The organism is Streptomyces sp. NPDC025638 (assembly GCF_055558775.1).
Map to the genome: position 1 here is coordinate 1 of NZ_JBVHLX010000025.1, position 19,378 is coordinate 19,378.

The following is a 19,378-nucleotide window of genomic DNA, read 5'->3' on the forward strand; positions in this document are numbered from 1 at the left end:
GTGTCCACGGTCGCCTGACGGACCCAGTTGGTCCTGAAGTCGGCTCCGTGGGCGCAGCAGTAATCGCTCTTGCCGTCGAACAGCCCCTGGTGGTCGATCTCGAACTTCGGATAGTAGTCGTTACCACAGGCCTCACCGGCACCCTCGTCGCACGACAGTTCGACCACTCTGTACAGGCTTACGGTGATCTGTTCAGTCGCGGCATGGGCCGGAGGCGCGCCCATGGCTGCCATCCCCGCCAGCATCAGCAGAAGCGCAACGAGCAAGCGGGCGCACAAACGAACCCTCGGCATCCGGTGGTCTCCCTCAAGAGCAGAACCGATGGAGGTGCAAGATCGGTAACCCGATCCTCGCACCGGCGTTCCCGACCGCCTGGCCAACACACCCTGATTAGGTCGATCAGACCCATCCGCATCAGCAAAGGCACCACGCGCCGACGTCGGGGGGCCGGGCTGCCGACGCCGACGCGACAGCCCCTGAGGACGCCCAAGGCCGCGCCCCGGCGCCCTGCTAGGCGGCAGGCCACTCCGGCGCACACACCCCACCCGGCGTCCGATTGCTCAGCACGATGTACAGCGAGAACTCGGCCTGACGTGACCAGGCGCTGTGTACAGGGCTGCTGTCATGAAGTCCCGGTGGTGCTCGTACCCGCTCAGTTGCGCGGGGAAGAAGAAGTCGAACCGTGGTCGTACCGCCTGCCTCACCTCTGCTTCTGGTCCGCCCTGGCTCGTGCAGTCGTCCGTGCGGAGATTTCGGTACGAGACCGGGACGTCGTCGTCACGTTCCTGGGCTGGACCTTGTCGCTCAACAGTGGCTAATTGTGAGCAGCCTCGACGTCATGGGTCATGGCGGCGGTGAAGAGGTCAGGTTTCGATAGTTCAATTGATCAATTGGGGGGTTTTGCGCCATGAGCGACGGTAGACGGGAGCCGGGAGTGCCTCGTCCGGAGAGCGACGCGGCAGCCCACGCGCACGGGGAGGCCATTGATCCGTCTGCAGCGGACAACCTCGGCGGCGAGCATACGCCGAGCGCGTCCCACGGGGCCGACCCCGGCCCCGGCGGCGGCTTCACCGACCCGACCCCGAACCCGGACGCCATCATCGTCCAGGGCGGACGCACGGCCACTGGCCCCCACGACCCGTCGCTGGCGATCGGCCCCAAGCAGGACGACCCCCGGGCCATCGGCCCCAAGCAGGACGACCCCCGGGCCATCGGCGGGCTCGAAGGGGACGACGGGATCATCGTGCAGGGTGGGATCATCGTCCAAGGCGGGCGGGGTACCGGTGGGACCGATGATCCTCGGGCCATTGGGCCCAAGCAGGACGACCCCCGTTCGGTCGGGCACGGCATCATCGTCCAGGGTGGGCGTACCGAGCATCCGAAGAACAGGCCCCATCAGAAGAGCGCCAAGAAGCGGAAGCTCATGGCGCTGGTCATCGGCGGCGGTATCGTCGTGGTCGCCCTGGGCGGGGTGATCGTGGGGCGGCATCTCGGCAACGATCCGGCCACCACCACGCCGCAGGCCGCCGCCTCGCCCACGCCCGCGGCTTCGGTGACCCCTGCCGGCGGCCCCGCCCCCGCATCTTCGGCCTCGACTTCGGCTTCGGCCTCCGCCGACAGCCCTGCGCCGCCGCCCAGCGCGAGCGCCTCGCCCACCGCGGTGAACTCGCCGACGGCCCGCGCGTCCGCCCCGCCGTCGCCCGCCGGGAGGGGCAACGCCTCGCAGGTGCAGGCGCCGCCGAAGCAGTCGAGCGCGCCGGTGCTGGCGCTGAGCCCGACCAGCGTGCAGGAGTACTGCGCCAACGGCGAATGGCCGAACACGTTCGCCGTCCGCAACAGCGGGAGCGGCAGCCTGCGCTGGACGGTCGGCGCCCTGCCTGCGGGGGTCACCGTCAGCCAAAGCGGAGGGACCCTCGCCGCCAACACCTCGCAGGAGATCACGCTCGCCGGCCGGACCGAGCAGCAGCCCCAGAACGGCCAGTTCACGATCAGCTTCTCCAGCAACGGCGGCAGCGGCCAGGTGACCGTCACCTGCGCCTGAGTGGAGGCGGTGGGGTGCCTACGCCGGGAGCGTAGGCACCACCGGCACCTACTGCCGGCGCGAGAGCCGGTGTGGGGCCGGTGGTGTCGTAAAGCCTCGTCGCTTCCTGCCGGCTCATCCTCGCGGTAAGCCCCATGCGCCGCGAGCGCGACCTTCCGCAGAGCCGCGAGCCGGAACCGGTGCCCGCCAAGCCCGTCTCTGCCGGAGCGCCCGCGCCGTACCGGTGGCGCTGGATCGCACTCGCCGCGCTCCTTGCCGGCGAGGCCATGAACCTGCTCGACGCCACGATCGTCCAGGTCGCCGCCCCTGTCATCCACACCGAACTCGGCGGAGCGGGCGCTACCATCCCGTGGTTCAGCGCCTCCTACACCCTTGCCTTCGCCCTCGGCCTGCTCACCGGCGCCCGCCTCGGCGACATCCACGGCCACAAGCGGGTCTTTCGCGCCGGGGTTATCGCGTTCGCCGCCACCTCCCTGGCGTGCGCACTCGCTCCTACCGCCGCCGCTCTCATCATCCTGCGCGCCCTGCAAGGGGCCGCCGCGGCCGCGATCATCCCGCAGACGTTCGGGCTGATCCGCGCCATGTTCACCGGCCCCGAACTGTCCAAGACCCTCGGCATGATCGGTCCCGTGATGGGGCTGTCTGCCGTTGCCGGCCCCGCGCTCGGCGGCGTCCTCACCCACGCCGACTTGCTCGGCGCCTCCTGGCGCGCCGTCTTCCTCGTCAACCTCCCCCTCGCCGCCAGCGTCCTGGCGGCCACACCCCGGCTGCGCGAGGACCGCGCCCCCGTCCGGCCCCGCCTCGACCCGGCCGGCACCGCCCTGGCCATGCTCGGCACCGCCCTGCTGGTGTGCCCGCTCGCCACCGGCCGCCCCGGGCCCGCGGCGTGGGCGACCGCGGCGGCCGGCGCCGTCGTCCTGACGGTGTTCGTCGTCCAGCAGCGCCGCACCGCCCGCCGCGGCAAAGCCCCATTGATCGAACCCGCCCTGCTGCGCGGCCGCTTCTTTCCCGCAGCACTGGTCACGTCCACTCTGTTCTTCGCCGTGATGAATGGCGTCATGATCGCCGTCGTCCTCCACCTCGAACTCGGCCTCGATGACGGGCCGCTCACCGCCGGACTCAGCCTGCTGCCCTGGTCCACGGGGCTGGCCGTCGCCTCCTGGGCCGCCGGAAGCCACCTCGTCCCCCGGTACGGCGCCCGCGTCATGCACGCCGGCATCGCAATCTTCGCCGGCGGACTGGCCGGCGCCGCGCTCGCCTACCGCGCCGCCGACCCCGACGCCTACCCGACGGCCCTCCCGTTCGCCCTCGCGTTGGCAGGGCTGGGCTCCGGGCTGTTCACGCCACCGTTCTTCACCACCGCGCTGGGAGCCGTCGGACCGCAGGAGACCGGCTCCGCGGCGGGACTACTCAACGCCGTCCAACAACTCGGCGGAACGCTCGGCGTCGCCCTCATCGGCGGGATCTACCTCGACCGGCGGCCCCCGCACCGCGGCCGAACACGCCCTCGGCACAGCCGCCCTGCTCCTGGCCACCACCGCGGCGGCCGCCGGTGTGATGACGACGCGCCGTACCCGACCGGCGGCTCCCGCCGACGAGGCCGGGAACGAGCCGGGCTGACCGCCGCACCGGCGGCCACATCCACGGGGCTCACGCGGAGAGGCCGACAACGACCCAAGCAACCGAGCACGGGCATCCTCCACTCAGCCGGAGAGGACACTCATGTACCTAGTGCTGGATTCCGCTTTCGGTGGGTATAGCTGCTGGTTGCGGGGCGGTTGCGGGTACTCGGGGGCGGGTGCTGGGTCATGGTGCTGAGGGCACGGCCGGGCCGTGACGAGGGCGAGCAAGCGGTGGTCCACCGCCTGGCGTCGGCCAGAAAGGCGCCGAAGGATGTGGTGGAGCGGTGCCGGATGGTGGAGCTGAGCTGGGACGGGTGGCTGGTCCCGCAGATCGCCGACGAGTTGCGGTGCAGTCAGAAGACGGTGCGTCGCTGGCTGCACCGCTTCAACCGCTTGGGGCCGGAGGGCCTGGAGGATCTGGGCGGGCAGGGCCGCAAGCGAAGGATCACCGAAGCCGAACGCTCGAGGATCGTCGGCCTGGTCAGGCAGACCCCACCCGGCCGACTCGAGGTGCAGCCGTCGAACGAGATGTGGGCCGCCAACGAGTCAGGGCCCTCGGAATGGACCTTGGACACGCTGGTCGCCGTGGCCCGGGACCTGGGCATCGAGGTCAGCCGCTCCCAGGTGCGCCGGATTCTGCTCGCGGAAGGGGTCCGCTGGCGGCGCACGCGATCCTGGACGCGCTCGAAGGATCCGGACTTCGAGGGAAAAGGACGCGGATCGTCGAGCTCTACACCAGCCCGCCCGCCGGCGCGACGGTGGTCTGCGCCGACGAACTCGGCCCGGTGATCCCCCGCGCTTTCCCACCGGCACCGGGCTGGTCGCCGGACGGGCACCGCATCAAGAACGAGATCGACTACTCCCGCGGACCGGAGAAAACCGTGCGAGCGCAGAGGAGATTGCAGCCGTGGAGGCGGCGTTGGGGTTCGCCGCGCCGGCGGAGCTGCGGACGCTGTGGGGACTCGTCTCGGGCGGGAACGTCAACGGCGGCGGCTTCTGGCTCGATAATCGCTCCCTGATGCGTCTGGACGACGTCATAGAGGTGTACCGACGCAAGATGGAGTTCCAGGCGGAGACGGAGCAGGAATACGCGACCCCTGGTGTCCCGGGTGAAGAGGACATCGTCGTATGGCAGCGGCCATGGATTCCCGTCTTCTCCGTCGGTGAGGAGGACACCGTTCTGGGCACATATCTCGACAGCGCGTCCGGGCTGATGTGGCACTGGTCCAAGTACGAGTACCTCTTGCCGGACGGCACCAAGCCGCAGCACTCCCTGGTGACCTACCTCGAAGAGATCGCGGACAGCTTGGAGACTCCGGCGCTCGCCACCGGGGGGGGACGCCTGGTCTGCTGGACGGCCGGCTCGTGTGGCTGGACAGTGCCCTGGACGAGGACGAGCAGCGTGGGTGGCGTCCGCTGGCATGAGTGGCTGCAAGGCAAAGAAGGGGCCCACGACGGGCCCCTTCTCGCGTTTACCGGCTATCCGATCTTCTTCCAGGTACAGGTTTTGTCCGCGCCCTGGCAGTGGGCGTAGCCGGGGAGGTTGACGAAGTATCCATCGTTGTCGAGCAGGCGCCATCTGGCGACAGGGAGTTTGCTGAACGCTTTCTCGTTCTGGGTGGCGTTGATTGCGGCCCTGCCACTCGGTGTTCCCGTTGGTCATGCGGTCCGTGAAGTACTGGGCGCACTGGTCTCCGCCGGAGACCTGGTTGACCCCGCCAGGGAACCCGCCCGATTCATGGGTGGACGCCATGGCGTATTCGTCGCAGTCCGTGGCGCCGACGGAGCTGTCCGCCGTGTGTTTCTTCCACGACGTGGGACAGACGACCTTGCGGCTGTCGTCCGTCGTCCAGGGGTCGCCGGCGGAGTTCTTCACCGTCGTGTCGGGACCCAGGTAGTGCAGCAGGAAATCCCAACGGCGTGCGCCGGCGTGGTCGGGAAGGCGTTCCTGCATCAGCCAGTAGTACGCGCCGGCGGCTGGGTACAGGTTGGTGTCGACGGTGAAGGTCGAGTGGAAGTAGGCAGCGTGCAGCCGGGCTTGGCACCGGCAACGAGAGTGTCGCAGCGGGGGGCCAGTTCCCGCACTCGGGTGTCACCGGAGATGCCGAAGTTGGCGATGGCGTCATTTCCGCCGGTCCCCACCTTGGCCGTCACCTCCCAGCCGAGGTCGATCTGCTTCTTGCCGGAACCGACCCACTTCGTCAGTACCGTGCCCCACCTGCGGTCGTACTGCGAAGACGTCTGGGTCACCCAGTACTGGAAGCCGGAGCAATGGCTGCCGGCGGACGCCCAGCCGACTGACGATCGCCGACATCGAACAGGCGGAGGCGGACTCGCTGAAGTACCGGTACGAGTAACGGGCCGACCTGCGAGTGCTGAACCACCAGCCAGCCAAACCTCCAGGCCGGCACGCCTGGCTTTGTCACTGAGAACCCTCACACCCCTTCACCGAAGGTCCGCGCTTCACCTGGGAGCGGGGCCCCCGAAGCCGGATCAGGCGCGCAAGGTGACGCCGAAACGGGTCCTCATCCGCCGCAGTTCCCACAGCGAGACGGCGGTCACCGACAGCGGCCCGCCCAGCGTGGAGCAGAACTGGACGATGGGCGGGCCCCCTGGCATGCCGTCACCGATCAGGTTGAAGACCGCGAACACCCACACCAGCGCCAGGGTTAGGACGGGCGGCAGCATCGGGTGGACCTGGGCGCTGTTGAAGGCACTGCGGGCCGAGTACAGCGACGCCATGAAGAAGAAGGGAAAACCCCACACGATCACGATCAGCGCGGCGACGGCCAGTACGTATTCCCACCAGCTCTTCCCGTCGCGGTCGTCGACGGTCAGGGCCGTAAGGACGAGGATTCCGCCGATGACGACCAACGTCAGCACGTACCAGCCGACCGCCTTGAGCGGAGCGCGCAGCCGGGAGCGCAGATGCGGCCGCAGGTGCGGGGGCGCATAGTAGATGAATGCGAGGATGACCAGGGGCGCGGCGATGATCAGCACGAACGGAGCGACGATGAGGTTGGCGACGCCGCTCCACGCCGCGTCCTCCCAGCGGCTCCGGTCCACGTTGTAGGCGAGGATCAGGGCGATGGTGGCGGCGGCACCGAGCACCGTGCGGGCCAGCTGGACGCGGTCCACGGTGCGGTCCACGATCCGGCCTTCACCCTCCTGCGCGAAGAGCCTGGTGGCGACGCGGTGCGCGGAGCGCAGGATCGCGGAGACGAGCCCGAAGGGTGAGACATACGACAGGCAGCCGCGGGAACGCCGGACGGCGGGCCTCGTGGGCTGGGGGCCGTAGGGGTAAGGAGGCTGGTTCGGGTTCGGGCCCGGATTCGGTGGCGGCGGACCGTACGGGCCGCCCTGCGGTGGTGCGTAGGGATCGCCCCAGCGGCCCTGGCCTCCCGGTCCGTTGCTGCCAGGCTGACCCGGGCCGTTTCCCGGCCCCCATCCCCCCGTAGCCATGCCGCTCCCCGTTCGCTTTCGGCCAGTTGCTGTGTGCGTCCTGTGGTGCCACGGCGCAGTGTAGTGGCGCATCGGGTGACAGAGGCCGCGCTCGTTGCCGGTCGCGCCGCCTTGCCCGTCGCGCCACATACGTGCATACCCGTCGAAGTCTGGAGAAGGACGGCTGCCGCGCGCAGCTCGCCGTGTACGCGGCCGGGCGGGTGCTGCTGCGCTCACGGCGCGGCACGGACATGACGACCTCGTTCCCCGAGATCCGGGCGGCGGCCCTGGCGCAGCTGCCAGAGGACACCGGGCTGGATGGCGAGCTGGTGGTGTGGGAGCGGGACCGGCTGGCGTTCGAGCGGCTACAGCAGCGGCTCGCCCGGCACGGGGCAACTGCCGCTCAGGCGGCGCGGGAGTGGCCGGCGCACTTCGTGGCCGTCGACCTGGTCCAGCAATGCAACGACCTGACTGGCTGACCATGCGCGGCGTCATGCGGCGTTGGAGGCACTGTTCGCGGAGCGTGGCCTGACGGCGCCGTGGGTGCTGTGCCCGTCGACGACCGACCCGGCTCTGGCGCGGGAGTGGCTGTCGTGGACGGCGGCCGGGGTGGAGGGACTGTGCTTCAAGCGGCTGGACGAGTCCTATCGCGGGGGCGTGCGGTCGTGGCGGGAGTACAAGGGGCGGGTTACCGCTGAAGCCGTGATCGGCGCGGTTACGGGGTCGCTTGCCGCGCCCCGCACGCTGCTGCTGGGCCGCTACGCCCCGGCGGGCCGCCTGCGTTCGTTCTCGTCAGCTCGTAAGCCTTGCCGGTCTCGTCCTGGCGGACCTCACGGTCCTCCGGCTCACATACTTTCCGCACTCCCACCCGCGCCATGTTCTCTGGAGGTAAATCCGGTGTGGTGTGACGTGAGGTGATGGAGGTTCGTTGAACCCCTGAGACTCGTTCTCGGGGGGGTGTGGCTCTGCGGCGATTTGTTGCGCGACTCGGAGCAGGGGCCGCTGATGCGCGGGAATCCTGAAGCTTTTTCACTCGCGCTCGGCCTGCGTGTTGTCCGGACACCTATTGCACACCAGGTCGATGAGCGATGTTTTCCCTAGCTTCTCTCTGCCGCTCGGCGAGCAGGCTCCGAGTGTCCGCCGTCTCCCAGTTGTCAGGACCGAGCAACCGCGTTTGCTCGGTGAGCAGGTCCTCGGCGACGGTGAGGGCGCCAGTCAGATCCCCGGCAGCATGCAGACAATGAGCCAGGTAGCCCCGGGCGTCCAGGGTGTCGAGATCGTCAGGGCCGAGCACTCGCAGGTGTTCGGCCAGGAGGTTTTTGGCTGCGGTGAGGGCTTCGGCTGGTTCCCCGGTCCACCCTAGGCACGTCACTAGGTGGAACCGGGCGTCCAGGGTGTCGGGGTGGTCAGGGCCGAGCAACCGCAGGTAGTCGGTTAGCAAGTCCTGCATGGCGGTAGCTGCACCGGGCGGATACTCCGCCCCCGGGCCCCGCTGGAGTAGGTCGCCCCGGATACGCAGGCTGAGGGGATCGCCAGGGCCGAGCGCTCGCAGGCAGTCGATCAGGAGCTCCTGCTTCGCGGTGCGGGCGCTGGCTGAATCCCCAAATGGCTGGCAGCAAGCGAGAAGGTACCGGCTGTTCAGGGTGTCGGGGTGTTCAGGGCCGAGATAGTGCATGGCGGCTTCGGCCATGTGATGGAAGTGGTCGGCGGCACCGGGGCCATCCTCGCGCCCTGCTAGATAGAGGACCGGGTGCACTTCGTGCCGGTACAGCGCGTCTTCGGCATGGCTGGCGAGGGCGGCGGTGTTGGACCGGAGAGCCTCGCCAAGCGGTGTGGGGCTGATGCGGATTAGAGACCAGGTCGCGGTCAGGGCATCGGCGGCGATGAGCGCCAGTCGGCTGGTCTCGCTGCTGGGGAGGGATTCGCGTGTGGCGCGCTGGATGAGCTGGTGAACACGCACAGCTTTGTGGGTGACGGCTGGAGTGTAGTCGACAAGGCTGAGTTGATGCAGGTTCCACAGCGCGTCACCGGCGCCTTCTGCACTGACGTCCCTTTCGGTATCCCCGTCCGGTTCCGGTTCCTGGTCCGAGACGGCGGGTTGTGCGGGCGGATCACGGTGGGCGGTGAGGTGGGCAAGGGCGGGTGGACTGGTTAGGACGGGGGTGGGGATACCGTTGGGATCGAGCATGGCGGCCAGGCGCAGCATGGGGCCCGCCACGCCGACAGGCGGCAATTGGTCGGCCAGGCCGATGGACAAGGACCAGGCGGCGGCCACGGTGTGCAGCTGCTCGTCGGGCAGTCCGCTGGCGTCGGCTAGCACAGTGGGCAGGGTGCGGGCGTGGTCGGCCAAGCGCCGTCGGTAGGCGGCGCAGTCCAGGTGCTTGTTGACCATGTAGGGGACTGCTTGGGCCAGCGCCAGCGGCAGATACCCCAGATCCTCCGCCAGGCTGCGGATCTGGGTAGGGACATCGCGGCGGTGGTAGACGGCGAGTTTCTCGGTCAGGTAGGCCGTGGCCTCGTCGGGAGTGAACAGGTCGATGTCGATGCGGCGGCGCCCAGGTGCGGTGAAGGCGGCATCCCGGTTACGGGTGGTGATCAGCGTGCGGCCACAAGCGGTGTCGGGCGGCCAGAGGCCGGCCAGGGTGGCCGGTTGCGGCACGTCGTCCAACACAATCAGCCAGCGGCGCGGCGCAATGCTGGACTTGGATTCTAGCCAGGCTAGGAACACGCGTGCGGCCTGCCCAGGGTCGGTGGGGTCGGCGTCGAGGACCTCGGCTGCGGCCTGGGCGTAGCCGGAGATAACCGCGGCGCGGGTGGTGGCGGTAATCCACACCAACAGGTCCAGTTGCTTGTCCTGCCACAGGGTGCGGGCGTGGTGGGCGGCGAGTTGGGTCTTGCCGACCCCGCCCATACCGGCCAGCACCTGGGACAGCACCGCGGTGCCACCGTCGGCCACGGCTTGCTCAAGGTGCTCGGCGGCGGTGCGGTCCTGGAAGCAGTCGGCCTGCCGGGGCAGCACCCCGATCTGGTGCGGCCAGCTCACCGCAGGGCGCGGCGCGGCGTGATAGGCGACCTGCCCGCCGGTTGCGACGTAGCCGACCGCCAGGCTGTGGGTGCGGGCGCTGACGCCACCAGGCGCCGCCGCGGGCGGGCGGGGGACTGCCGGTCCGCTCAGCCCTGGGACGGATCCGGCATCGTAGGGGTGCCGATACTCGCACCCCCATAAAGCACGCCCGTTGCGATCGAGCCTTGCTGGGCACTGATGCTCACGTTGCCGCCTGCGGCCACCCCGCCCGGCCCGGTCGACACTCCGCCCTGCGGGACGTGCTGAGCCAGCAGAGCCCGAAACTCGTCGGCGGCTTGGGCGCGCTCTGCGTCTTCCAGGCCTTCCAGCATGGCCTCAATTCGTGTCTGCCAAGCAGCCTCTTGGCGGATGCGCGCCCGCTCCGCTTCGGCCGCATCCGTGGTCTGCAGCGCCGCCGCAGCTTGGTCAAGTCGCTCCAGTTCTGCCTGCTCACCCTGACTATCACTCCGGCTGAACCAGCGCGCCACCGCCTGCCGCAGTCCAGCCCACGCGTCCGTCCCCGCGGCCTGCACCACCGCAGTACCGCCCGCTGCCGCCAGCGCCACCAACGCCGTCTCCAGCATCCCCGCCCCCTAATCGTGGCCTCTTCAGCACGGTAGCGTCGGCTGTCGTGCTACGCAGCGTTGTTGAGGGAACACGGTCCCGCTCTACCGACGGTCCCGCCCGCCGCTCACCGCCGCACTACAGGGCCCTACCGCCCTGGACGCTCTCCGCGCCGACCCATTGGGCGTGGTCAAGTCAAGGCCTGGTGCTGTCCCCGGGGGGACCCGCCGCACGTGCTGTCAACGCGGGAGCGGGAGGCTGCGCAGAGCATCAGACGTCTGCGGCCGCCGACCGGGGTCCGCAGCCCCAAGCAGGTGTCCCGCCACGGCTTGCGGCGTCACGCGGGATGGGAGACCGTTCCGCGCGCGTGTGTAGGGCGGTCTCTCGTGCCGGACGGGGACATGGCGGAGGCCCGCACCCCGTGGGGAGGGTGCGGGCCTCGTTCAGAACGCGGTCTCGGCTACACGCGGTGTGCACCGACCAAACGCCGCCGAACCGGTCGTCCCGTCACAGGTACCGGACGGGGTTGTCGTGTCCCACAGACATTCAGGACTGTACGACCCTCACTGCGTCGCAGCCGAAGAACCGATAGGTCCGGCCGGTGGCGCCGTCGATGAACGAACCCTTGGCGCAGGCCTCTGTGTCTCCCGGCTGGAGACCGGAGCTCGCTGAGGCGAAGTGCAGCAGCATGTCGAGGTCGCCGTCTCTGACAGTTTCGACCGGAGTCGTGGTGCGTTCGGCCACGTCCTCGATGTGGCCCCGGTTGTGCACTTCCGTGCTCCCGCCCGTGCCGTCGTAGACGACGCTGCGCGGTCCGAAGCGGACGGTCAACGGCTGGATGGCCGTGGCGTTGAAGTCCAGCGGGAGTGCGTATTCGCCGGCCTTGGTCGTCAGGACGCCGACGGGGACGGTGTCGGCTGGGATGTTGACGGAGTTGGGGAGTTGGGGTTGGCGCCCGGCTTGATGTTGATCGCGACGGGCACGACGCAGTCGAGGGTGAACTCGGCCGGCCGGTGGTTGTTCGCCGCGACGGGGTCGGTGTCATCCGAGCGGGCCGGCGTGAGGGACGCGGCGAACCGGTAGGTGTGCAATCCCGGCTGTGCGCATCCGACGGTGAAGGTGCTGTCGAACGACTGCGGAGTCCCGGCCTCGAGGGCGGTGATGTTCCGGGTGGACGAGGAAGGCGTCACGGTGGCCCCGTCGTCGGCGGTGGCAGCGGTGAGGACCACGGCGTCCATCGGGCTGGACGGCCCGTTGTTCGCCACCGTGCCGTGCAGTGTGACGTCCAGGGTCTGCCCGATGAGCACCTGCGTGGGCGGTGCCGTGGCGGCAAAGGACGTGACCGCGAGGTCGGCGACGGCGACCACCGCGGTGCTGGTGGTGGCGCTGTCGTTGCCCGCAACCGGGTCGGGACCCGCGAGGTTGTCCACCGTCGCCCGGTTGGTGAGGGTGACGGGGCCGCCGGCGTTGCTTGCCTGGGACAACTCCCCCGCTGGCTGCCGGGCCGAGGCATCTCCTCCGCCTCGGCCCGGTCGGCCGTCAGGTCCGAGGAACCACCTGGCTCGAGGCGCCGCCGGCTCCGGACAGGCAGCCTCCGTCCCCTTCGGACCAGGTGCGGACGGCCGGGCCGTGTGGTCCGCCGACCAAGCTGCTCAGCACCTGAGTGTGGACGGTCAGCGCCGGGGGGCTCAGCACCGCGTCGTGAACGAGGAAGACCTCGCCGGGTCCGACTTCCCTGACGTAGTCGACGACCTCGGCCAGCTTCACCCACGGTGCACCGGCCGGCGCAAGGAGCGTGCGCACCTCCTCCTCCGGGACAGTGAGCCCGTCGCCCGGGTGGAAAACCCCGTCGGCTAGGAAGCCGACGTTGTCGAACTCGGCGAAGTCGCGGTGGATGGTGGCGTGCTTTTCCCCGTACACGTGGAATTCCAGAGGGCCGACGTCGAAAACGTCGCCGTGCCGGACGGTATGGACGCGCCCGCCGAGGTCGGTGAGGTGGCGGGCGACGGCCGGGTTGGTCCAAATGTCGATGTCGCCGTTGGCCTCCCGCAGCCGGCCGGGGACGAAGTGGTCTATGTGCTCATGCGTGACGAGCACCGCGTCGGCTCCCTCCAGTGCGTCCGGATCGCTGAAGCAGCCGGGGTCGATGACGACGGTGCAGCCCTCGTGCTGCAGCCGTATGCAGGAATGCCCCAGTGAAGTCATCTGCATGACTGGTCTCCCTTCTTTTATACAGCCAAACTGTACAGCATTGCTGTATTCCTATCCTGTGGGTACGGTGATGCCGTGAACGAGCAGGAGATCGCGAGCGACCTGCGAGCCGTCGTCGGAAACCTTGTGCGGCACGCACGGACCACCGATGCCATGCCGCAGGCGCAGGCCGCGGTGCTGGGCTTCCTTGACCGCGAAGGACCCATGACCACCAGCGAGCTCGCGGCCCGGCAGCAGGTCCGCCATCAGTCGGCGGCGCGGGTCGTCGGCCAGCTCGTGGAACTAGGCCTCGCCCGCCAGAAGCCCCATCCGGACGACAGGCGCAAGGTCCTCGTCATGCTGACCGATCCGGGCCTGCGGGCACTCCAGGCACGTCGCGGCCGCCGAGCCGACTGGCTCGCCGAGGCCATTAGGGCAGAGCTGTCCCCCGCCGAACAGCAACAGCTCGCGGAGTCCGTCGCCCTCCTCAAGCGGCTGGCCCGGCACGGCGATCGCAGCTGACCGTCCCTGTCTCCAGGTGCCGTCTCCGAGAGCCTTGGGCAGACCTGACACCTCGAAGGGGTAGGTGAGCCGGTCGATCAGCTGCATGCGGGCCGTATCGACGAGCCAGTGCCGGCCCATGCCGAACTCCTCGTCGCTCTCGACGACGAGGGTGCTCTCGTCGAGGAAGCCTCCCTCGTAGTCGAAGAACGCCTGTGCCTCGTCATCTTCGGCTTCCTCTTCGATCGCGGAATGCTGGGGGACCGCGTCCGCACGCAGCTCGGCTACCGCTGAGCCATCGGTGACCCGATGAACGGCAAGAATGCTGGCCATGTCGTCCCGGCAGTCACTTTCCCGCCGCCGACCCGTACTCTGCCGCTGAAGCGGTTCAGCGAGCTGTCCGGGTCGGCGGCGGGATCGCCGTGTTGGCGTCCGGTACTCGCATCCCCAGAGCCAAGTGGCTGTGCACTGCACGGTCAGGACACGTCGCGGCGCATGGAGGTGGTGACGGCGAGCACCGCGAAGACGAGCGTGTAGACGGCGAGGACGGCGCCGCCGCCCCAGCGCGGCAGCAGGTCCCCGGTCGTCATTGCCTTGGCCCCGGCGCCGAGTGCCTGCCCGGCGTTGAACGGCAGCCAGCGCGCGAGGTTTCCGATCAGCTGGCCGACGATGCCTTCGACGAGGGCCACCCACGCCAGCGCGACGGCGACCGCGCCGACGAGGCTGCGGATGAGCGCGCCGACTCCCACGCCGATGGCGGCGAACGCCGCGTCCCAGGCGATGCCGCCGCCGATCGTGGCCCACATCTGAGAGTCGGTCCACGCGAAGGACACGCCTTTGTCCGCCCACCAGGCGGCGGCGACGCCGAGGCCGACGAGGCTGCTCACCACTCCGGACACTGCGCCGAAGCCGGTGTAGACCAGGAGCTTCGCGCCGTTGACGGGGCCTCGTGCGGGGGTGCTCAGATATGTGTCGGTGATCGTCTTGTGCCGGTACTCCCCGGCGACCGCGAGAATCCCGAACACCAGCGTGAGGATTGAGGTCAGGCCCACGTGCGCGAGCGCGCCGCTCTGCATGGCCGTATCGAGCACCTTGTCGCTGGAGACCACCAGACCGCTGACACCGGCGATCACAAGGAGGGGGGATGCGGCCAGGAGCAGCCATGGGCTGCGCACGGTGCGCAGTTTGAGCACCTCGGTGCGGATCAGGGTGTGCATGTCGTTCGTTCCTCGCGCTCAGCGGTGGGCCGGCGCCGTCGTGGCGCCGGTCGTCGGGTTCGACGTCAGCCGGAGGAACGCGGCTTCGAGCGTTTCCCCCTTCGCTGTGGTCAGCTCGGCCAGCGGGCCCGCGTAGCGCAGCGTGCCGCCCGCCACGATGACCACGCGGTCCACGGTCTGCGCCACCTCGCTCAGCACATGGCTGGACATCAGTACCGTGCGGCCCTCCTCGGCCAGAGTGCGCAGCAGATCCCGCAGGTCGGCCATGCCCGCGGGGTCCAGCCCGTTGGCGGGCTCGTCCAGGACGAGCACATTCGGGTCACCGAGCAGGGCCGCGGCCAGGCCCAGCCGCTGGCGCATCCCGAGCGAGTAGCCGCCTACCCGCCGGTGCGCGGCACCGGCCAGAGCGACCCGGTCCAGCACCTCATCGACCCGCGAGCCCGGGATGCCCCCGGCCTGGGCGAGGATCCGCAGGTGATCGCGGCCGCGTCGGCCGGGGTGGAACCCGGTTGCCTCCAGCACCGCACCAACCACCCGCCTCGGCTCCGTCAGCTCGGCGTAGTGACGGCCGTCGATCAGGGCCCGGCCTGCGGTGGGCGTCACGAGGCCCAGGAGCATGCGCAGTGTGGTGGTCTTGCCGGCCCCGTTCGGGCCGAGGAATCCGGTCACCACTCCGGGCTCGACGTCGAAGGTCATGTCGTCGACCGCGGTCACCGTGCCGTACCGCTTGGTCAGGCCGTCGATGGTGATGCCGCCGTTCATCGTGTCCGCCGACGCGGGATCGGTGGAGTGGTCGCGTGCATCGGGGTTCTTCCCTTCCCAAAGGCGTCAATGACTTGCTCTCGACGCCCGGCACCGGGCGCCGGCATCACTCTCCCGAGCCGGGCGCCGCGCGTCGTCGGGCGGGCACGGTAAGAGCGGCTACCGCGGACGCGGTGGTCATGAGGCCGGCTACCGCGTCCGCGGTACGTCGGGCTGCCGCGCAAGGCCGACGGCGATCCGCAGGTAGCCGCCTATCGTGAAGGCATGAGCGCCCTCGCCCACGTGCGTCAGGCCGCCCGCCGGCATGCGCACCTGGCGGACGCGGCGATCGCCCTAGCTGTTTTCGTCGCCACCCTGCTGACCGCGTTCGCGGGTCGTTCTGCGGTGGCCGGGGACCATCGCACCGTGGTGATCGTCGCGGCCGCGCTCGGCTGCGGGGTGCTGGTCGGGAGGCGACGGCACCCGCTGGTGGCCCTGGGGGTCAGCGCGGGGGCCGCAGAGGTGTTCCTTGCCGAATGCGGCAGCAGCAATGGGGCGCTGATCCTGCTGGCCCCGTTGATCGCCTTGTACACCGTCGCCGACCTGGTCGAACGCCGCCCCGGCCTGATCCTGGGCTGTGGAGCGGTGGCTGCGCTCGCCCTCGTCCATGCCGTGCACAAGCCGGCACTGCTCGGGCCGCAGAACCTGGCGTTCATGGCGCTCGGCGGCCTGGCGATCGCGGCCGGCGACTCCTCCCGCAACCGCCGTGCCTACCTCGCCGAGGTCGAGCGGCGCGCCGAGCGCGCGGAACGGGAGCGCGAGCTGGACGCGCGGCGCCGGATCGCCGAGGAGCGGCTGCGTATCGCCCGCGACCTGCACGACGCCGTGGGACACCATCTCGCGCTCATCAGCGTGCAGTCCAACGTCGCCGGGCAGGCGCTCGTCAGCGACATGGCGGCGGCAAGCGAGGCGATCGCCCACGTGAAGTCCGCCAGCCGCAAGGCACTGGGGGAACTGCGCGACACCGTCAGTCTGCTACGACAGCCCGGAGATCCCGTCGCCCCCACCGCGATCCCCGCGCCCGGACTGGACGGCCTCGACGAGCTCCTTGCCACGCTGCGCGCCTCCGGCCTGGGCGTCGACTTCCGTGTCGACGGCACGGTGGTACCCCTGGCACCCGCGACCGATCTCACCGCGTACCGCGTGATCCAGGAGTCACTGACCAACGTCTTCAAGCACTCCAGCCGACGGCAGGCACGCCTGACACTGAGCTACGACCGGCACGGGCTGCGCATTATCATCGACGACCCGGGAGGTGAGCGAGCAGCCGGCGGGCGTGCCCGCGCCTCAGGCCCAGTTCCGGCCGGTGGGCACGGCATCGTCGGCATGCGCGAACGGGTCCTCGCGCTCGGCGGGCACTTCACCGCCGGCCCGCGCCGGGGCGGAGCCTTCCAGGTGACCGCGGACCTGCCCTACCAGCCCCTCGACCTCGCCCCGGAGGCCGCGCCGTGACCATCCGTGTAGTCATCGCCGACGACCAGCCCTTGGTGCGCACCGGTTTCAAGGCCCTGATCGCGCCAGCGCCGGACCTGGAGGTCGTCGGCGAGGCCAGCGACGGGCACGAGGCGGTGCGACTGGCCAAAGCCGCGCAGGCGGACCTGGTGCTGATGGACATCCGCATGCCGGTCCTGGACGGCCTCGCGGCGACCCGCCTGATCACCGGGGACGAGGATCTCGCCGGGGTGAAGGTCCTGATCCTGACCACGTTCGAGATCGACGAGTACGTCTTCGAAGCACTGCGTGCCGGGGCCAGCGGCTTCCTGGGCAAGAGCGCAGATGCGGAGGAACTGCTCCAAGCGGTCCGCACGGTCAGCCGCGGCGACGCACTGCTGTCCCCCGCCGCGACGAGAACCCTCATCAGCCGCTTCCTCGCCACCCCCGCCACGCGGCAGCCTCTGGACGAGGCGGCCCGCCGCGGTCTGGAGGCGCTCACCGAGCGCGAACGGCAGATCACCACGCTCGTGGCGACCGGGCTGTCCAACGACGAGATCGCCGCGCAACTCGTGCTCAGCCCCGCCACCGTCAAGACCCACGTCAACCGCGCCATGGTCAAGGTCGGCGCACGCGACCGCGCCCAACTCGTCGTCTTCGCCCACCGCAGCGGCCTGGCCGAATCGCTGTAGCGCGGCTGCCCGGTGTATGACGCTTTCAACGCCATGCTCCCGTCATGGGTGACGACGCGGTCGCCTGGCCGACCTAGAACAGCGCTTGTCCGACAGCGTGTTCAAGTCCGTACGCCAGCGCAAGCGCCGCAACCCTGGCCACCCGTACCGACATCTCGACCTGCCGGCTTCACCCCGGCTCCGGCAAGCGCCTCGTCCGCCTGACTACGTAGGACTGGGTCTTATTCCCCGTCGAGAGCCGGGAAACGGACCCCGGTCAGTTCCTCGGAGACCGTCCATAGTCGAGCGGCAGTGGCCGGGGCGAGTGCGCGGTCGGTCGGGGCGACGCGTGTCGGGTGGCCGCTGCGTTCGCCTGGCCCGGTCGGGGCTATGAGTTCGCCGCCGTGGATGTCCGGCGCGGTGGCCGCGTACCGCGACGTGCGGGCCGCGTCGGCGGGTGTCTGGACGGTGAGGCGCATGAGGCGCAGCAGCGCGGCCCGGACGGGGGTACCGGTGTGGGCGAGGTTGGTGCGAGCGACGCCAGTGCATTCCCTCGCCCCGGCGCCGCGTCACGCCGCACAACCAACCGCACTCCCTGGTGGTCTCGTACGTGCCCGGACCAAGATCCGGCTCACCGTTCCTGGAGAAACATTGCGTATTCGTACCGCCGCGGCCGCCACCGCCGGCACCCTGGCGCTGCTCGCCTTCGTGACGCCCGCCGCCCACGCGGATACGAGCAAGGGCGACGCCGTCTTCAGCTCGATCACCTTCAGCAGGACGACCGTCAATGTCGGCGTCAGCACGGCGCAGAAGCTGAGCGTCACCGCGACCGCCAAGGACGACTCCGGGATCAAGATCATGGCCGGTGACAAGCTGGTCAGCTCCGACGGCCGGATCCTCTACGCGGACTCGACGTCGTCCTGCTCCCGGCCGACGTCGACGACCATGAAGTGCACGTTCACGTACACGCTGGACCCCGACCGCACCGACTACTACGACCTGAAGAACAGCTCGGCCGGCACCTGGTACTTCGACTCGGAGGTCGCGGCCTACGACGGCGATTATTACGACCTCGACCCCGGCGCCCCCGTCAAGGTGAAGCGGTACGCCAAGCTCACGAACACCCAGGCCTCGCCCGAGCCCGTTGCCAAGGGTGGCACGCTCACCGTGAGCGGGACGCTTACCCGGGCCAACTGGGACACCAACCTCTACGCGGGTTACGGAGGCAAGTCCGTGGCCCTGCAGTTCAAGAAGTCCGGCTCTTCGACGTACTCCACGGTCAAGAACGTGACCACCGACAGCAGCGGCAAGCTGAAGACGACGGTCACCGCGAACTACGCGGGCACCTGGCGCTGGAAGTTTGCCGGTTCGAGCACGACGAGCAGCGCGACTGCGTACGGCGACGGCGTCGCCCTCAGCTAGTGCTCTGACCGCATAGGTCCGCCGGGTCGTTCAGGCCGCGGTCGCGAGGGGGCGTCCGCTCCAGCGGATACCCTCCTTTCTCGCTTCGGATGCGGGCGCGTTCCTGGCGCTGGGCGGCCAGGACGTTGCGGTGGCGGGCGATGGCGTTGCGCCGGCGCACCCATGAAGGCCGGGCTTGTCGAGGGCAGACGGGTGCCTGGCCCGGCATGCTCGGGGCTGGTGCCGGACGGGGCGGAGGAGCTTGTGTCTCCTCAGTCGGGGCTGTCGATGATCCCCGGAGGTAGGTCGGGCGGAGAGGTCTCACACGCACCCACGAACGACATCCGCACCCACCCCATACGACATCGTCGGTCTTCAAGACCTCAACCAGGTCTTGAAGACCGACGTCACGCGAGCCCCGGAATTAGCCAACA

The 19,378-nt window shown here is 69.7% G+C and carries 21 protein-coding genes and 1 pseudogene; 11 read left to right on the forward strand and 11 right to left on the reverse strand.

What is annotated here, in order from left to right; all coding sequences use genetic code 11:
- The coding region (locus ACZ4EG_RS41180) for a hypothetical protein (RefSeq protein WP_467794260.1) at nt 1–293 on the reverse strand (293 nt) is incomplete at its 3' end.
- Between the two features lie 614 nt (nt 294–907).
- Here ACZ4EG_RS41180 and ACZ4EG_RS41185 point away from each other — a divergent pair.
- The 5 genes from ACZ4EG_RS41185 (at nt 908) to ACZ4EG_RS41205 (ending at nt 5,561) form a co-directional block, all read left to right on the forward strand.
- Nucleotides 908–2,041, forward strand: coding sequence for a hypothetical protein (locus tag ACZ4EG_RS41185; protein ID WP_467794261.1), 1,134 nt, complete (start codon nt 908–910; stop codon nt 2,039–2,041).
- Nucleotides 2,042–2,175: 134 nt separating this feature from the next.
- Nucleotides 2,176–3,801, forward strand: a complete 1,626-nt coding sequence (locus tag ACZ4EG_RS41190; protein WP_467794262.1) for an MFS transporter — start codon at nt 2,176–2,178, stop codon at nt 3,799–3,801.
- A gap of 48 nt (nt 3,802–3,849) precedes the next feature.
- Nucleotides 3,850–4,452, forward strand: coding sequence for a helix-turn-helix domain-containing protein (locus ACZ4EG_RS41195; protein WP_467794263.1), 603 nt, complete (start codon nt 3,850–3,852; stop codon nt 4,450–4,452).
- Between the two features lie 28 nt (nt 4,453–4,480).
- Complete coding sequence (locus tag ACZ4EG_RS41200; protein ID WP_467794328.1) at nt 4,481–5,197, forward strand: SMI1/KNR4 family protein; 717 nt, start codon at nt 4,481–4,483, stop codon at nt 5,195–5,197.
- Between the two features lie 217 nt (nt 5,198–5,414).
- Nucleotides 5,415–5,561 (forward strand): hypothetical protein, encoded by a 147-nt coding sequence (locus ACZ4EG_RS41205; RefSeq protein ID WP_467794264.1) that lies wholly within the window; start codon nt 5,415–5,417, stop codon nt 5,559–5,561.
- A gap of 595 nt (nt 5,562–6,156) precedes the next feature.
- On the opposite strand, the gene ACZ4EG_RS41210 is transcribed toward ACZ4EG_RS41205, so the two are convergent.
- On the reverse strand, nt 6,157–6,813 hold the full coding sequence (locus tag ACZ4EG_RS41210; protein ID WP_467794265.1) for a hypothetical protein: 657 nt from the start codon (nt 6,811–6,813) through the stop codon (nt 6,157–6,159).
- 443 nt (nt 6,814–7,256) lie between these two features.
- Between ACZ4EG_RS41210 and ACZ4EG_RS41215 the strand changes: the two genes are divergently transcribed.
- Nucleotides 7,257–7,583: an ATP-dependent DNA ligase gene (locus ACZ4EG_RS41215; protein ID WP_467794266.1), complete on the forward strand. Its 327-nt coding sequence runs from the start codon at nt 7,257–7,259 to the stop codon at nt 7,581–7,583.
- Nucleotides 7,584–8,167: 584 nt separating this feature from the next.
- Here the strand turns inward: ACZ4EG_RS41215 and ACZ4EG_RS41220 are convergent.
- The 5 genes from ACZ4EG_RS41220 to ACZ4EG_RS41240 form a co-directional block, all read right to left on the reverse strand.
- Nucleotides 8,168–10,147: an NB-ARC domain-containing protein gene (locus ACZ4EG_RS41220; protein WP_467794267.1), complete on the reverse strand. Its 1,980-nt coding sequence runs from the start codon at nt 10,145–10,147 to the stop codon at nt 8,168–8,170.
- Between the two features lie 128 nt (nt 10,148–10,275).
- Entirely contained in the window at nt 10,276–10,752 is a 477-nt protein-coding gene (locus ACZ4EG_RS41225) for a hypothetical protein (protein ID WP_453561526.1), read from the reverse strand.
- 526 nt (nt 10,753–11,278) lie between these two features.
- The gene (locus tag ACZ4EG_RS41230) at nt 11,279–11,563 is read right to left on the reverse strand and encodes a hypothetical protein (protein ID WP_467794268.1); all 285 of its coding nucleotides are present in this window, start codon (nt 11,561–11,563) and stop codon (nt 11,279–11,281) included.
- Nucleotides 11,564–11,622: 59 nt separating this feature from the next.
- The gene (locus ACZ4EG_RS41235; RefSeq protein ID WP_467794269.1) at nt 11,623–12,216 is read right to left on the reverse strand and encodes a hypothetical protein; all 594 of its coding nucleotides are present in this window, start codon (nt 12,214–12,216) and stop codon (nt 11,623–11,625) included.
- A gap of 55 nt (nt 12,217–12,271) precedes the next feature.
- Nucleotides 12,272–12,943, reverse strand: coding sequence for an MBL fold metallo-hydrolase (locus tag ACZ4EG_RS41240; RefSeq protein ID WP_467794270.1), 672 nt, complete (start codon nt 12,941–12,943; stop codon nt 12,272–12,274).
- 75 nt (nt 12,944–13,018) lie between these two features.
- Between ACZ4EG_RS41240 and ACZ4EG_RS41245 the strand changes: the two genes are divergently transcribed.
- Both ACZ4EG_RS41245 and ACZ4EG_RS41250 read left to right on the forward strand, forming a co-directional pair.
- Entirely contained in the window at nt 13,019–13,444 is a 426-nt protein-coding gene (locus ACZ4EG_RS41245) for a MarR family winged helix-turn-helix transcriptional regulator (protein ID WP_453561531.1), read from the forward strand.
- A 108-nt stretch (nt 13,445–13,552) separates the two neighbouring features.
- A complete protein-coding gene (locus tag ACZ4EG_RS41250; RefSeq protein WP_453561532.1) occupies nt 13,553–13,717 on the forward strand; it encodes a hypothetical protein in 165 nt (54 codons plus the stop codon).
- Between the two features lie 182 nt (nt 13,718–13,899).
- On the opposite strand, the gene ACZ4EG_RS41255 is transcribed toward ACZ4EG_RS41250, so the two are convergent.
- The gene (locus tag ACZ4EG_RS41255) at nt 13,900–14,640 is read right to left on the reverse strand and encodes a hypothetical protein (RefSeq protein ID WP_453561533.1); all 741 of its coding nucleotides are present in this window, start codon (nt 14,638–14,640) and stop codon (nt 13,900–13,902) included.
- Nucleotides 14,641–14,658: 18 nt separating this feature from the next.
- Nucleotides 14,659–15,402, reverse strand: coding sequence for an ABC transporter ATP-binding protein (locus tag ACZ4EG_RS41260; protein ID WP_467794271.1), 744 nt, complete (start codon nt 15,400–15,402; stop codon nt 14,659–14,661).
- Nucleotides 15,403–15,666: 264 nt separating this feature from the next.
- On the opposite strand from ACZ4EG_RS41260, the gene ACZ4EG_RS41265 reads away from it, so the two are divergent.
- Nucleotides 15,667–16,893, forward strand: coding sequence for a sensor histidine kinase (locus tag ACZ4EG_RS41265; protein WP_453561535.1), 1,227 nt, complete (start codon nt 15,667–15,669; stop codon nt 16,891–16,893).
- Nucleotides 16,890–17,564: a response regulator gene (locus ACZ4EG_RS41270; protein ID WP_467794272.1), complete on the forward strand. Its 675-nt coding sequence runs from the start codon at nt 16,890–16,892 to the stop codon at nt 17,562–17,564. Before ACZ4EG_RS41265 ends, ACZ4EG_RS41270 begins: the two co-directional genes overlap by 4 nt.
- Nucleotides 17,565–17,785: 221 nt before the next feature.
- On the opposite strand, the gene ACZ4EG_RS41275 is transcribed toward ACZ4EG_RS41270, so the two are convergent.
- A complete protein-coding gene (locus tag ACZ4EG_RS41275) occupies nt 17,786–18,022 on the reverse strand; it encodes a hypothetical protein (RefSeq protein ID WP_467794273.1) in 237 nt (78 codons plus the stop codon).
- Nucleotides 18,023–18,194: 172 nt separating this feature from the next.
- Here ACZ4EG_RS41275 and ACZ4EG_RS41280 point away from each other — a divergent pair, with 172 nt between their 5' ends.
- On the forward strand, nt 18,195–18,965 hold the full coding sequence (locus ACZ4EG_RS41280) for a calcium-binding protein (RefSeq protein ID WP_453561539.1): 771 nt from the start codon (nt 18,195–18,197) through the stop codon (nt 18,963–18,965).
- Nucleotides 18,966–18,995: 30 nt separating this feature from the next.
- Here the strand turns inward: ACZ4EG_RS41280 and ACZ4EG_RS41285 are convergent.
- Nucleotides 18,996–19,122: pseudogene (locus ACZ4EG_RS41285) on the reverse strand (IS630 family transposase); the annotation flags it as partial.
- Nucleotides 19,123–19,378 lie beyond the last annotated feature (256 nt).

What these genes read in the sequence shown, in the direction of transcription:
- ACZ4EG_RS41185 (WP_467794261.1), top strand. Translation starts at nt 908, where the DNA reads ATGAGCGACGGTAGACGGGAGCCGGGAGTGCCTCGTCCGGAGAGCGAC.
- ACZ4EG_RS41190 (WP_467794262.1), top strand. Translation starts at nt 2,176, where the DNA reads ATGCGCCGCGAGCGCGACCTTCCGCAGAGCCGCGAGCCGGAACCGGTG.
- ACZ4EG_RS41195 (WP_467794263.1), top strand. Translation starts at nt 3,850, where the DNA reads ATGGTGCTGAGGGCACGGCCGGGCCGTGACGAGGGCGAGCAAGCGGTG.
- ACZ4EG_RS41205 (WP_467794264.1), top strand. Translation starts at nt 5,415, where the DNA reads ATGGCGTATTCGTCGCAGTCCGTGGCGCCGACGGAGCTGTCCGCCGTG.
- ACZ4EG_RS41225 (WP_453561526.1), bottom strand. Translation starts at nt 10,752, where the DNA reads ATGCTGGAGACGGCGTTGGTGGCGCTGGCGGCAGCGGGCGGTACTGCG.
- ACZ4EG_RS41240 (WP_467794270.1), bottom strand. Translation starts at nt 12,943, where the DNA reads ATGCAGATGACTTCACTGGGGCATTCCTGCATACGGCTGCAGCACGAG.
- ACZ4EG_RS41255 (WP_453561533.1), bottom strand. Translation starts at nt 14,640, where the DNA reads ATGCACACCCTGATCCGCACCGAGGTGCTCAAACTGCGCACCGTGCGC.
- ACZ4EG_RS41260 (WP_467794271.1), bottom strand. Translation starts at nt 15,402, where the DNA reads ATGAACGGCGGCATCACCATCGACGGCCTGACCAAGCGGTACGGCACG.
- ACZ4EG_RS41265 (WP_453561535.1), top strand. Translation starts at nt 15,667, where the DNA reads ATGAGCGCCCTCGCCCACGTGCGTCAGGCCGCCCGCCGGCATGCGCAC.
- ACZ4EG_RS41275 (WP_467794273.1), bottom strand. Translation starts at nt 18,022, where the DNA reads ATGCGCCTCACCGTCCAGACACCCGCCGACGCGGCCCGCACGTCGCGG.